Origin of the sequence: Winogradskyella poriferorum (assembly GCF_036553625.1) — a bacterium.
In the GTDB taxonomy this organism is placed as follows: domain Bacteria; phylum Bacteroidota; class Bacteroidia; order Flavobacteriales; family Flavobacteriaceae; genus Winogradskyella; species Winogradskyella poriferorum.
Genome location: NZ_JAZHOU010000005.1, coordinates 106,744 through 120,126, shown reverse-complemented (window position 1 = coordinate 120,126; position 13,383 = coordinate 106,744). Strand labels below are relative to the sequence as shown.

Sequence of the window (13,383 nt, the reverse complement as noted above, 5' to 3'; positions counted from 1 at the left end):
ATGTAAAAGTATCATTTATTTTCAATAATCTAAATGAAACAAAGCATACGTATATTAATTTTATAACGTTAGATTATTTATTTAGATTTGTCAACCAATCATTCGCTTATGAGTTTAGTTAAGTTTTTAACCAGTAAAGTGTTTTTTAAGCAGTTAGCATTGGCTATAGTCGCCATCGTTGTTCTTAGTTTTTTAATCTTAAAATGGTTAAATGTTACAACAAATCATGGCGAATTTGTAACTGTGCCAGACTTAAAGGGTAAATCTTTAGAAACTGCTAAGATAGAATTGGACGACTTAGACCTAGAGCTTCACCTTCAAGATTCGGCTAACTATAATCCAAATTACCCAAAGTATTCCGTTATTGAGCAAAATCCATTAGCAGGTGCTCAGGTAAAAGAAAACCGGAAGATATATTTGATTACAAATCCTTCAGGTTACCGAAAAGTTGAGGTGCCAAATATCTTAAAACGCACCTTTAGACAAGCTAAACCTCAGTTAGAAGCATTAGAGTTTAAGATTGGTGAGATTACCTACATTGATAACATCGGAAAAGATGTAGTATTAGGTCTAAAACATAAAGGCAAAACCCTAAAACCAGGAACAATGTTGCCTCTAACATCTACCATAGATGTAGTTTTAGGAAACGGCAACCGTTAATAACATTACATGGCAGATATTGTAGACATGTCTGAAGCAGAAGACGAGCTTTATGAGCATTATGCTTTTAAGGTAGAAAAAGGACAGCAACCACTTCGTATCGATAAATACTTAATGAATTTTGTTGAAAATGCCACACGAAACAAAATTCAACAAGCGGCAAAAGACGGCAGTATTTTTGTAAACGGAACACCTGTAAAATCTAATTACAAGGTAAAACCAAATGATCATATTACTGTGAAATTTGAGCATCCGCCACATGAGTATTTGTTGGTTGCAGAAGATATTCCAATAGATATTGTTTACGAAGATGATGATTTACTTGTAGTAAACAAACCAGCTGGTATGGTGGTACATCCAGGTCATGGTAACTATTCTGGGACTTTAATCAATGGATTAATCTATCATTTTGAAAACTTACCGAATAACTCTAGTAATCGTCCTGGTTTGGTACATCGTATAGATAAGGATACCAGCGGACTTTTAGTAGTTGCTAAAACCGAACAAGCTATGGCGCATTTGTCTAACCAGTTTGCTGAAAAAACCAGTGAACGCGAGTATGTGGCTATAGTTTGGGGAAATATTGAAGAAGAAGGAGGAACTGTTGAAGGTAACATAGGTCGCCATCCTAAAAATCGACTTCAAAATACTGTTTATGAAGGTGATGAAGCTTATAAAGGAAAACCAGCAGTAACGCATTACAAAGTTTTAGAACGCTTAGGCTATGTTACCTTAGTGAGTTGCAAGCTCGAAACAGGTCGTACACATCAAATCCGTGTACATATGAAGCATATTGGTCATACGCTTTTTAATGACGAGCGTTATGGTGGAGAAAAAATCTTAAAGGGAACAAGCTTTACCAAGTATAAGCAGTTTGTAGAAAACGCATTTAAGGTATTGCCAAGACAAGCACTCCATGCTAAAACATTAGGGTTTGAGCATCCAACAACTGGTGAGTGGTTGAGTTTTTCAACCGAAATACCAGAAGATATGCAGCAATGTATAGAGAAATGGAGAGGCTACGCCAAGCACCAAAGTCAGTAAGAATCTAGTTTTTTTGTCATTCTGAACTGTCACACTGAGCGCAGTCGAAGTGTTGTTTCAGAATCTCAATAATAATGATAGACATTATTAATATCACTATCAAAAGAAGTTTTTAGTTCCATTTTTAACTATCTCTTTAAGGTTGTATTTTTGAGTGTTCAATTTTTCCCCTTTGGGGAAATTAAAAGGGGCTTTTTTATGAAACTAATACTATCACCAGCAAAATCTTTAGATTACGAAAGCAAATTGCCAACCACAAAAACTTCTGAAGGTTGTTTTTTAGCTGAGGCAGAACGTCTGAATAAATTACTAAAAAAGAAGTCTGCAAAGAGCTTATCTAAGTTAATGCATATTTCTGATAATTTAGGTCAGCTGAATTACGAGCGTAACCAAGAATGGGAATTGCCATTTACAAAAGATAATGCAAGACAAGCCATTTATGCCTTTAATGGAGATGTGTACAGAGGTTTAGATGCTTATACTATTGACACTAAAAAGTTAGATAAGGTACAGGATACGGTTCGTATAATTTCTGGTCTTTATGGTATTCTAAAACCGTTGGATTTAATTCAACCTTACCGATTAGAAATGGGAACAAAAATGCCTGTTGGTAAGAATAAGAATCTTTATGAATTTTGGCAAAAGAAAGTTACAAAAGCACTTAATCACGAATTAGGAGAAGACGAACTGTTTTTAAATCTTGCTAGTAACGAGTACTCAAAAGCTGTAGATAGAAAAGCATTAAAAGTACCTGTGATTGATGTTAACTTTAAAGAGTTTAAAGATGGCAAGTATAAAACCATTGCCATTTTTGCAAAATTAGCGCGTGGTTTAATGACAAGGTACATTATAGATACAAACGCAAAAACGCTGGACGACGTAAAAGGCTTTAATTATGAAAACTACGGTTTTAGTGAAGAATTATCTTCTGAAAAAGAGTTGGTGTTTACCAGATAATGTTTCTTCATAAGCATCCATATTCTCCATTTATAAAACATGATACTGAAAAATTAATTGTTGGCACTTTACCACCTCCAAGATTTTCTACAGGAGATTTATTAGAACAAGATGTGGATTTTTGTTATGGGAGTTATTATAATTCGTTGTGGCTGTTTATACAGAAGATTCATAACCTTAATTTTAGATACGACAACTCTGAAGAAGCCATAGTACAGCGTAAACAGTTTTTGATTAAAAACAAAATAGGTGTTTGTGATATTGTAGCATCATGTGAACGTGAAAAAGTTGATGCTTCAGACCTTGGAATGAGCAATGTGAAATTGAGAGATATTGTTGGTTATTTAAAACAGTATCCAAATATTAAAACCATTTTATTTACAGGAGGAAACAGTAAAAATGGACCAGAATATTTTTTTAGAAAGCATTTAAGAGACTATAAGCTAAAACTAGAATTAGTTACCAACGAAGTGCCACGAATTCATCAATTTCAACTACCTGTCATTGCGAGTGAAACGAAGCAATCTGCCAAATCAGAAAGAATAGTAAAAACCGTCTCTCTAACTTCTGCTTCAGGAGCAGCAAACATATCCATTAGTAGATTACCACTTTACCGACAATTAAAAACCAGAAATCCTGAGTTTAATACCTTTGATTTTAGAGTGATGCAATATTCTGAGTTTTTATAACTTAGGTAATACTTTGTTCTTTTTCTTGTCGAGATAATGACGTAGAACACCACCTTTTACAGTGTTAACATCAAACTCAACAATAAAAGCTTTTGGATCTATTTTATCGACAACACGATACATTTTTTTAATATCAATACGATTAACAATGGTATGTATAATGTCAAAATCTTCAGTTTTTCCAGAACTGCCTAAACCTCGTGTACCCTTATAAAGTGTCATGCCAGCACCCAATTCTTCCATTATGGCAATTTCAATAGCTTCATATTTTTTTGATACAATAGTAACACCAATAAAATCTTCAAAACCTTCTATAATTAGATCTGTTACTTTTGCAGTTACGATGTAGGTTAATATGGAGTAAAGTGCTACTTCTACTGAAAGTACAAAAGCGGTAATACTAAATAAAACTATATTAAATATTAAAATAATTTGTCCAATACTAATACCAAATTTATCATTTATATAAATGCCCAAAATTTCAGAACCATCCAAGACAGAGCCATTTCTGATAGCAATTCCGATACCAGCACCAAGAAACAAACCTCCAAAAATAGATATCAGTAGCTTGTCCTCTGTAATTGTACTAAAATTTTCAAATTGAATAAACAGCGCTAAGCCTAGAATACTAATTATAGATTTTATCACAATTCGTTTTGAAACTGTATAAAAACCTAAGATTAAAAAAGGGATGCTGAAAAGTATCAATAGTATAGAAACATTAATATCTAGAACAGAACTTACTAAAAGAGCAATACCTGTAACACCACCATCTAAAAAACCATTGGGTAATAAAAAGGCTTTTAAACCAATACTTGCTAATATGATACCAAAAATAATTTGAACATATTCTGAGATAATTTTTATCGACTTTATGTGTTTCAAAAGTTTCCTTTTTTGAAACTAAAAGGTACAAAATCAAAATAATTAATTGGTTAAGAAAACAAAAAAAGCCTCTAATGTTAGAGGATTTTTAAAGATTCAATTAGTGTTTGCCATGCTTACGCTTTGGTCTTTCTTTTTTGTGGTCTTCCACAAAGGCTTTGTACTCGTCTAAATCTACAGTGCCGTTACCATCTTTGTCCATTTCTGAAAAACGATCTTCGATACGTTTTTGCTTCATTACTTCTTTTCTGGCATTAAATTCTTCTTGCGACAATGAGCCATTAGAATCGGTGTCTAATTCTTTAAAGTGTTCGTTAAGAGTTTCTTCTTTAATTTCTTTTCGCTGACGTTTATCTTTAAATTCATCTAACGATAGTGCACCATCGTCATTAGTATCTAATTTTTGAAACAACTCTTCAGGACTTGGTCTGTGTTTGCGCTGTCTTTCTTGTGCATCTATAAATGATATAGAGCAAATTGCGATGACCAATACGCTTAATTTTAATGTTTTTGAAATCATAAGTTTAATGTTTTAATTGTTTTACACTACTATGACTTCTATATTTAAAAAGCGTTTAATTGTATTACTCGTTTTGTGATATTTTTAACGAAGTTGCCGTAACCCTTCATAAACTATAATACTCACAGCATTTGATAGATTAAGACTTCTAATATTGTCACTATACATAGGTATTTGAAACAAGTCTTCTCTGCGTTCTTCAATTAAAGATTTTGGAAGACCAACAGATTCTTTACCAAAAACAAGAAACATATCATCTTCAAAAATAATATCCCAATGCGATTTGGTGCCATGACTGCTCAAAAAAGCCATCTTTTTATCAGCGTTTTTTTTGAAGAATTCTTCTTTGCTTTCGTAATATATAACTTCAAGATGCTGCCAGTAATCAAGGCCAGCACGTTTTAAACGTTTGTCATCAATTTCAAAACCAAAAGGTTTTACCAAGTGTAATCGAGATCCTGTAGCCAAAGCTAATCGACCAATATTACCTGTGTTGTTTGGTATTTCGGGTTCTATAAGGACAATGTTTAATGCCATAATAATTGTCATTCTGAACTGTCACACTGAGCGCAGTCGAAGTGTTGTTTCAGAATTTCACTTTTTAAGTTTAACGATTATCAACCTCAATAATAATATGAACGGAAATCCATGAAGCAATACATCAAAGTAATCCATCGGAGACATGCCAACAGCACCTCCTGCAAGCCATCTTACCTTTCCAACAATATGTGGTTCTGGGAAGAATGGCGCTAAGCCAAGCGTTAGACATAGAAGAATAACAAGTTTCCAGTCGTTTATTAGTGTTTTCATAATAAAAAGCCTGTTCAAAGATATGAACAGGCTCTTTCATTTTATGGTTTAATCCTTATTTTTTCTTCTGTTGATCCTTAATGGTACTTTCATCAATATCAAATTCATTTGTAGCTTGATTAATATTACCGGTAGGATTTGTTGGATTGTTTTGTTCTTTTGTTGGTTTAAACTTTCTTTTATCTGCTATAATTCCCATAATTCATTTGTTTTTTTTGTTCGTTTTAATATAAGGAATTATGACATTTTTAGGTCCCAAAAGCATCTTAAAATCTAAGTTTTAATTGTTAAAAACTATTAATTCTTACCAAGTATTGGGTTAACAAAGTTGTTTAATTCGTTTATTCCGTTTTCAGAAATATATTTAATAAAAGCGCTACCAATAATAGCGCCTTTGGTATGAGTTGTAGCTTGGGTAAATGTGTCGTTGTTTGAAATACCAAACCCAACAATTTGAGGATTAGTTAAGTTCATTTTTGCAACACGATCAAAATAATTCGTTTGCGCTTCTCCAAAACCAGATTGTGCACCTGTTGTACTAGCAGAACTTACCATGTAAATAAATCCATTTGAAATAGAGTCAATATATCTAATACGTTCTTCTGAAGTTTGAGGCGTGATTAAAAACACATTAATAAGACCATATTTTTCAAAAATAGCTTTGTATTCCTCGTCATAGACATCTGCAGGTAAATCCGGAAGTATTAGTCCATCAATACCAATCTCTTGGCATTTTTTACAAAAAGCTTCCACACCATATTGCAACACAGGATTAAAATAGCCCATAATGATTAATGGAATTGAAACCGATTTGCGAATATCCTTAAGCTGATCGAATAGTTTTTCGGTAGTCATACCATTTTTTAGTGCAGCTGTTGAACTAGCTTGAATGGTTGGTCCATCAGCAAGTGGATCGCTAAACGGTAGACCGATTTCAATCATATCAACACCACTTTGTTCTAAATTTTGAATAATAGAAACGGTGTCATCAATATTTGGGTAGCCTGCTGTAAAGTATATGGACAATAGCTTTTTGTCGTTGTTTAGTTTTTGGTTTATTCTGTTCATAATATTATAGAAATGAGATATGAGAATTTAGATATTAGACATTTATTGAAAGCGTGCTTTTTAGTCTTATGTCTGTTTTCTCACATCTAGAGTCTTTTAAAGCTTGAAATAATCAATATAATTCTGTAAATCTTTATCTCCACGACCAGATAAGCTGATGACAACAATATCATCTGGTTGAAATGTTTTATGCTTAAAAACAGCCAAAGCATGAGAACTTTCTATTGCAGGAATAATACCCTCCAATTTGGTTAATTCTAATCCAGCTTGCATAGCTTCGTCATCTGTTGCAGAGTAAAATTCTCCACGACCAGATTTGTACAAATGCGAATGTAATGGACCAACACCAGGATAATCTAGACCTGCAGAAATTGAGTAGGGTTCTGTAATTTGGCCATCATCAGTTTGCATTAACAAGGTTTTACAACCATGAATTATACCTTCTTTACCTAATGCAGACGTCGCTGCGCTTTCACCAGAATGTATGCCTTTACCAGCAGCTTCAACAGCAATAATACCAACATTTTCATCGTCTAAAAAGTGATAATACGTTCCGGCTGCATTACTGCCACCACCAATACAAGCCACAACATAATCTGGATTTTCTTTACCTTCTTTTTCTTTGAGTTGCCATTTTATTTCTTCAGAAATTACAGATTGAAATCGCGTCACCATATCAGGATAAGGATGAGGTCCAATAGCTGAGCCAATAATGTAATGTGTATTAACGGGATTACCAATCCAATCTCTAATAGCTTCGTTTGTAGCATCTTTTAATGTTCTACTTCCTGATAATGCAGGTCTTACTTCTGCACCTAGCATTTTCATACGAGCAACGTTTGGAGCTTGTCTGGCTATGTCAATTTCTCCCATGTAAACAATGCATTCCATTCCCATAAGTGCACAAACTGTTGCTGTTGCAACACCATGTTGTCCTGCACCAGTTTCGGCAATAATTCTGTTTTTGCCCAAGCGTTTTGCCATTAATATTTGACCAATGGTGTTGTTAACCTTATGTGCACCAGTGTGATTGAGATCTTCACGTTTTAAATATACTTTGGTATTGTTCTTTTCAGAAAGGCGTTTGGCAAAATAGAGTGGAGAAGGACGACCAACATAATCTTTTAGCAATTGATTGAACTCTTCTTGAAAAGACGATTCTGCCATCACTTTCAGATAGTTTTGACGTAGTTCTTCTACATTTGGGTAGAGCATTTCTGGTATAAAGGCACCACCAAATTCGCCGTAGTAACCTTTGTCGTTGATGTTGTATGTGTTTTTCATAGTCTTATGTCATCCTGAACTTGTTTCAGGATCTTATTTTGTTTTGTCAGATCGAATTAAATCTGATAGAATTTTCTGTTTGAACCAGATACTTCTCGATACAATTTTTTCATTCTTCAAAAATCACTCGAGCTGACGTACTTTTTAAATTCTTCTAGTTTTTCAATAGCCTTTAATCCTGGTTTTATTTCAAATTTGCTGTTGATATCTACAGCATAGCAATATTTAGATTCCTCTCTCTGAAGGAATGATATAACATTGTCTATTTCTTCTAACCCAATACCACCACTTAAAAAGTAAGGTTTTGTTGATGGATAGTCTTTTAATACATCCCAATTGAAGGTGTAACCGTTTCCGCCTGGTAACTTTCCTTTGGTGTCGAATAGAAAATAATCTACTACATCTTCATAAGGTTGCAGTTGACTAAAGTCGAATTCGTCTTTGATGCTGAATACTTTGATGATTTCATTTTGAGATGCTGAATCAAGTTCAGCATAACAGTACTTTCTTAGTTCTTTACAATAATCAGGAGATTCATTACCATGAAGTTGAACTGCATCAAGTTCATACTTTTCAATTTTTTGCAGAATTTTGTCAATTGCTTCATCAACGAAAACACCAACTTTTTTGATTGACTTTGGTAACTCTGGAATGATACCTTCAAAATTTCGCGGTGATTTGTCGTAAAATATAAGGCCAAGATAGTCTGGTTGCAGTGCTGCAACTTCGGCTATGTTATATTTCATTCCACAGATTTTAAGTTTCATGAGTTTAGAGTATTAATGAATTCTGTTGCACTAAGACCTGGATTATCAGTTTTCATAAAATTCTCACCAATTAAAAAGCCTTTATATCCATAAGGTTGTAATTCTTTTATGGCTTCAATAGAACTGATGCCACTTTCTGAAACTTTTACAAAATCATCAGGAATGTGGTTGCTCAATATTTTTGATGTTTCTAGGCTTACTTCAAAAGTTTTTAAATTTCTATTATTAACACCAAGCATGTCAATGGTTGGCATAATGGACTTTTGAAGCTCCTCTAAATTATGAACCTCAAGCAAAACATCTAGATCTAAGCTTTTTGCGAATTCTGAAAAATGCTTTATTTCTTCCTTGGTCAGGATTGCAGCAATCATTAAAATGACATCAGCTCCATAAGCTTTTGCTTCAAGAATTTGATAAGTGTCTATTATAAATTCTTTACGTAATAGTGGCAAATTGCAACTGGCTCTCGCTAATAATAAATCGTCTAAAGAACCACCAAAATATTTACCATCTGTAAGCACAGACATGCCACAAACACCAGCATCTTCATAACCCTTAGCAACATCTTGCACATTCAGGTTTTGGTTGATTGTAGATTTTGATGGTGAACGTCTTTTATGTTCTGCAATAATTCCTGAACTACTATTTTTTAAACGCTCAGAAAGTGAAATTGTTGATTTTTCAAAAATCACTGAATTTTCCAATTGTTTTAAAGGAATCAGGCTTTTTCGAAGTGCAATTTCTTTGCGTTTGTCAGTTACTATTTTATCTAGGATGTTCATTTGCTAAGTTCAATTAATTTTTTTAGGCTAGATTTTGCAAGACCACTTTTTAATGATTCTTCAGCCATTTCAATACCTTCTTTGTGCGAAATCTGTTTTACCGTTGCTATGGCCAATCCAGCATTGGCGCATACCACGTTATTTTGTGCTTCGGTTCCCTTTCCGTTAATAATCTTTTTAAAAATTTTTGCTGCTTCCTTTACAGTAGTTCCACCGTAAATTTCTGAAGCGTCTATTTGGTCTAAGCCAATGTCTTGAGCTTCAAATAAAGTTTCAGAAGTATTGGTTATTGTTTTTGTTTTTCCCGTTAATGAAATTTCATCATAACCATCTAAAGCATGGACAATAGCATAGTTTTTATCAGTTTCTTGGTATAAATAACCATAGAGTCTGAGTAATTCTAAATTAAAAACTCCAACCATTTGATTTTTTGGAAATGCAGGATTTACCATTGGACCCAGCATATTAAAAAAGGTTTTTACACCAAGCTCCTTACGTATTGGTGCCACATTTTTCATGGCAGGATGAAAAAGAGGTGCATGCAAAACACAAATTCCTGCTTCATCTAAACTGCGTTTTAGAAAATCGATGTCATTAGAAAATTTTATACCTAAATGCTCCATAACGTTAGAAGAGCCTGATGCAGATGAGACACCATAATTACCATGCTTTGTTACATGTACTCCAGCACCAGCGGTGACAAATGAGGATAATGTCGATATATTAAACGTATTTTTGCCATCACCACCTGTACCACATAAATCAATAGTATTATAACCGTCTAACTCAACAGGAATACAAAGCTCTAGTAAGGCATCTCTAAAACCACGAAGTTCTTCTGTGGTAATACTTCGCATCATATAGACGGTTAAAAAAGAAGCGATCTGGCTTTGATTGTAAACACCATTTGAGATATTCACTAAAACTTTCTTGGCTTCTTCTGCTGAGATGCTTTCTTGATTTATCAGTCTGTTTAAAATTTCTTTCATAGGTCTATCCCTAGCCCTTTCCGAAGGAAAGAGAATTTAGTTTGTTTAATTAAATATTCTGTTAGTCAATTTTTCTATCTGTTTGTGTTTTTAAGTCCTTCCCTTTGGGAAGGGTTTAGGATGGGCATTAACTATTTACCCAATTTTCTAAAATCTTTTTCCCATCTGGAGTTAATACAGATTCTGGATGATATTGTACACCCTTTACATCATAGACTTTGTGCCTTAATGACATAATTTGCCCATTAGTATCAAAAGAAGTTGCTTCTAATACTTCTGGTAAATTGTTACTCACTACCCAAGAGTGGTATCTGCCAACTTCAAAGGTTTTATCTATACCTTTAAATAATGACTCATCATCAACAGAAAGCGTTACATGTGTTGCAACACCATGATAAACTGTATCTAGATTTTCTAATGTACCACCAAACACTTCACCTATAGCTTGTTGTCCTAAACAAACACCAAGTATACTTTTTGTTGGTGCGTACTTAGCAATAATCTCCTTTAAAAGTCCGGCTTCGTCTGGTATTCCAGGACCTGGAGAAAGCACTATTTTATCAAAAGCATCAACTTCATCAAGTGCTAATTTATCATTTCGTTTTACAGTGACTTCACAATTTAAGTCTTCTAAATAATGAACTAAATTGTAAGTGAAACTATCGTAATTGTCGATTACTAAAACCTTTTTCATATTAAATTTCTTTAGCAAGTTCAATAGCTTTTGTTAAAGCACCTAACTTATTATAGACTTCCTGTAGTTCGTTTTCTGGACTAGATTTTGCGACCAATCCAGCACCTGCTTGCCAGAATAGTTTGTGATTTTTACTTAAAAATGTTCTAATCATAATGGCATGGTTAAAATTGCCTTCAAAATCCATAAAACCTATAGCACCTCCGTAAAAACTACGGCTTGTTTTTTCATATTTTTCTATAAGTTGCATAGCCTTATGTTTTGGTGCACCACTTAATGTTCCTGCAGGAAACGTATCTGCCACAATTTGCATAGTATCAGCCCCTTTATGTTTTGTTCCAGTGACCTTGCTTACTAAGTGAATAACGTGCGAAAAGAATTGTACTTCTCTATAATTTTCTACTGTAACGTTAGAACCATGCCTACTAAGATCATTTCTTGCTAAGTCAACCAACATTACATGTTCACTGTTTTCTTTGTCGTCGTTAATGAGCTTTTCTGCTAGTTCAGCATCTTTAAGATCATTTCCTGTTCTCTTAAAGGTACCTGCAATAGGATGAATTTCTGCTTTACCTTCTTTAACGATAAGTTGTGCTTCTGGTGAACTTCCGAAGATTTTAAAACTTCCGTAATCAAAATAGAATAGGTAAGGGGAAGGGTTAATACTTCTTAATGCTCTGTACACATTAAATTCATCTCCACTAAATTCTTGTGAGAACTGTTTAGATAATACCAATTGAAAGACATCACCTCTGGCACAATGTTTTTTAGCAAGTTCAACGTGGTGCTTATATTCATCGTCCGTTAGGTTAGATTGAATATCTCCTTTTTCATTGAAGTTGTAAGAGGCATATTGCCTTGTCTGAATAATTTGGTGTATCTCATCAATGTTATTATCAGTATCAAAACAGTGCGCAAAAATGTAAGCTTCGTTTTTAAAATGATTAATGGCGATGATGTTTTGATATACCGCATAATAAATGTCTGGAATATCAATAGAATTTTCTTTTTTAGAAATTTCGATGTCTTCAAAATACTTTACAGCGTCGTAAGCGGTATAGCCAAAGATGCCATTATTTATAAATTTGAAGTTTTCATTAGAATCTACTTTAAATCGTCGTGTGAATTTGTTGATTTCTTCTACCACACATATAGATTCTGCAAAGTTGTTTTTAGAGCTTCCGTCTGGATAAGTTTGGGAAATTAAACCATCCTTAACTTTTATTGAAGCAATTGGATTGCAACAGATATAAGAAAAACTATTGTCATTGGCATGATAGTCACTACTCTCTAGCAAAATGCTATTAGGGAATTTATCTCGTATCTTAAGATAAATGCTCACAGGAGTAATGGTATCTGCAAGTATTTTTTTGTAATGTGTGTATAAACTGAATGTTTTCATTTATGATTTAAAATTAAAAAAGGCTTGTCGTGAATGACAAGCCTTTTTCTATAATATTACATACAAGGTTTCTTTCACGAACATAAGTTTGCAAAATTCCACCACCAAGTATGATTTGTTATTGTTTTCATTTATGTGTCAAATATAGAAATGAAAATTTTTATTTCAAACTATATCATAAAAAAAGATTCTTGTCCTCATATGTTATACGCTTGAACAAGAATCTTTATAAAATGGATTGTTATTAATCCTTAGGGAATTAGAATTTTAATTCTACATTAATATCAAATTCATCATATATAGCTTTATCTTTTAATGTTTCTAATAATGAAGGTGATTTATAAGTAATTTTGTGCTTTGTTCTGTCTATTTTTAAACTAGCAGTTGCAGAATTTTCAGATACTGTCATAGGAAAAGAAATAGATTCTGTAATTCCTTTTATGGTAATATCTCCTCTAACAGTGTACTTGCCATTTTTACCACTTACAGAAGTGATTTTTAAAGTTGCTGTTGGATATTCTTCAACACCAAAGAAATCATCAGATTTTAAATGACCATCTAGTTTGTCTTTATAGTCACCAGATAAATCTGTAGTGTTAATAGAAGTCATGTCGATTGTAAAAGAACCGCCTTCTAAAGTCTCGCCATTAAATGATAGAGAACCTTCTTTCAGGTTGATTGTTCCTTCGTGTTCTCCACCAACTTTATAGCCTTTCCAAGTTACTTTGCTTGTTGATACATCTACTTTTTTATCTTTTAAGACTGTAAATGACATAAAAGATAATGCTAAGATAAATAGCATGGCGAATTTTGAATTTCTGTTTTTCATTTT

17 protein-coding genes are annotated in these 13,383 nt (G+C 33.4%); 4 read left to right on the top strand and 13 right to left on the bottom strand.

What is annotated here, in order from left to right; all coding sequences use genetic code 11:
* The first annotated feature begins 108 nt into the window (after positions 1 to 108).
* The 4 genes from V1468_RS13625 to V1468_RS13610 all read left to right on the top strand — a co-directional run bounded on the left by V1468_RS13625 (position 109) and on the right by V1468_RS13610 (position 3,350).
* Positions 109 to 660 (top strand): PASTA domain-containing protein, encoded by a 552-nt coding sequence (locus V1468_RS13625; RefSeq protein ID WP_331810775.1) that lies wholly within the window; start codon positions 109 to 111, stop codon positions 658 to 660.
* 9 nt (positions 661 to 669) lie between these two features.
* The gene (locus V1468_RS13620; protein ID WP_331810774.1) at positions 670 to 1,704 is read left to right on the top strand and encodes an RluA family pseudouridine synthase; all 1,035 of its coding nucleotides are present in this window, start codon (positions 670 to 672) and stop codon (positions 1,702 to 1,704) included.
* Positions 1,705 to 1,902: 198 nt separating this feature from the next.
* On the top strand, positions 1,903 to 2,661 hold the full coding sequence (gene yaaA, locus V1468_RS13615) for a peroxide stress protein YaaA (protein ID WP_331810773.1): 759 nt from the start codon (positions 1,903 to 1,905) through the stop codon (positions 2,659 to 2,661).
* Entirely contained in the window at positions 2,661 to 3,350 is a 690-nt protein-coding gene (locus V1468_RS13610) for a uracil-DNA glycosylase family protein (protein ID WP_331810772.1), read from the top strand. The genes yaaA and V1468_RS13610 overlap by 1 nt, the downstream gene beginning before the upstream one ends.
* Here V1468_RS13610 and V1468_RS13605 read toward each other — a convergent pair.
* The 13 genes from V1468_RS13605 to V1468_RS13545 all read right to left on the bottom strand — a co-directional run bounded on the left by V1468_RS13605 (position 3,345) and on the right by V1468_RS13545 (position 13,380).
* Positions 3,345 to 4,235 carry a YitT family protein gene (locus V1468_RS13605; RefSeq protein WP_331810771.1) on the bottom strand — a complete coding sequence of 297 codons (891 nt, stop codon included), beginning with the start codon at positions 4,233 to 4,235 and terminating at the stop codon, positions 3,345 to 3,347. The two genes, V1468_RS13610 and V1468_RS13605, sit on opposite strands and share 6 nt — an antisense overlap.
* 100 nt (positions 4,236 to 4,335) lie before the next feature.
* Positions 4,336 to 4,755 (bottom strand): EF-hand domain-containing protein, encoded by a 420-nt coding sequence (locus V1468_RS13600; protein ID WP_331810770.1) that lies wholly within the window; start codon positions 4,753 to 4,755, stop codon positions 4,336 to 4,338.
* A gap of 84 nt (positions 4,756 to 4,839) precedes the next feature.
* The gene (locus V1468_RS13595; protein WP_331810769.1) at positions 4,840 to 5,292 is read right to left on the bottom strand and encodes a tRNA (cytidine(34)-2'-O)-methyltransferase; all 453 of its coding nucleotides are present in this window, start codon (positions 5,290 to 5,292) and stop codon (positions 4,840 to 4,842) included.
* 57 nt (positions 5,293 to 5,349) lie between these two features.
* Positions 5,350 to 5,565 (bottom strand): hypothetical protein, encoded by a 216-nt coding sequence (locus V1468_RS13590; RefSeq protein ID WP_299096233.1) that lies wholly within the window; start codon positions 5,563 to 5,565, stop codon positions 5,350 to 5,352.
* A 55-nt stretch (positions 5,566 to 5,620) separates the two neighbouring features.
* On the bottom strand, positions 5,621 to 5,764 hold the full coding sequence (locus V1468_RS13585; protein WP_299096232.1) for a hypothetical protein: 144 nt from the start codon (positions 5,762 to 5,764) through the stop codon (positions 5,621 to 5,623).
* 98 nt (positions 5,765 to 5,862) lie between these two features.
* Positions 5,863 to 6,633 (bottom strand): tryptophan synthase subunit alpha, encoded by a 771-nt coding sequence (gene trpA, locus V1468_RS13580; RefSeq protein ID WP_331810768.1) that lies wholly within the window; start codon positions 6,631 to 6,633, stop codon positions 5,863 to 5,865.
* 96 nt (positions 6,634 to 6,729) lie between these two features.
* The gene (gene trpB, locus V1468_RS13575; protein WP_331810767.1) at positions 6,730 to 7,917 is read right to left on the bottom strand and encodes a tryptophan synthase subunit beta; all 1,188 of its coding nucleotides are present in this window, start codon (positions 7,915 to 7,917) and stop codon (positions 6,730 to 6,732) included.
* A gap of 116 nt (positions 7,918 to 8,033) precedes the next feature.
* Positions 8,034 to 8,684: a phosphoribosylanthranilate isomerase gene (locus tag V1468_RS13570; RefSeq protein ID WP_331810766.1), complete on the bottom strand. Its 651-nt coding sequence runs from the start codon at positions 8,682 to 8,684 to the stop codon at positions 8,034 to 8,036.
* On the bottom strand, positions 8,681 to 9,466 hold the full coding sequence (gene trpC, locus V1468_RS13565) for an indole-3-glycerol phosphate synthase TrpC (RefSeq protein ID WP_331810765.1): 786 nt from the start codon (positions 9,464 to 9,466) through the stop codon (positions 8,681 to 8,683). The genes V1468_RS13570 and trpC overlap by 4 nt, the downstream gene beginning before the upstream one ends.
* On the bottom strand, positions 9,463 to 10,455 hold the full coding sequence (trpD, locus tag V1468_RS13560) for an anthranilate phosphoribosyltransferase (protein WP_331810764.1): 993 nt from the start codon (positions 10,453 to 10,455) through the stop codon (positions 9,463 to 9,465). Before trpD ends, trpC begins: the two co-directional genes overlap by 4 nt.
* A gap of 127 nt (positions 10,456 to 10,582) precedes the next feature.
* The gene (locus V1468_RS13555; protein ID WP_331810763.1) at positions 10,583 to 11,149 is read right to left on the bottom strand and encodes an anthranilate synthase component II; all 567 of its coding nucleotides are present in this window, start codon (positions 11,147 to 11,149) and stop codon (positions 10,583 to 10,585) included.
* A 1-nt stretch (position 11,150) separates the two neighbouring features.
* Positions 11,151 to 12,551, bottom strand: a complete 1,401-nt coding sequence (locus tag V1468_RS13550; RefSeq protein WP_331810762.1) for an anthranilate synthase component I family protein — start codon at positions 12,549 to 12,551, stop codon at positions 11,151 to 11,153.
* Positions 12,552 to 12,810: 259 nt separating this feature from the next.
* Positions 12,811 to 13,380, bottom strand: coding sequence for a YceI family protein (locus V1468_RS13545; protein ID WP_331810761.1), 570 nt, complete (start codon positions 13,378 to 13,380; stop codon positions 12,811 to 12,813).
* Between the last annotated feature and the right edge of the window lie 3 nt (positions 13,381 to 13,383).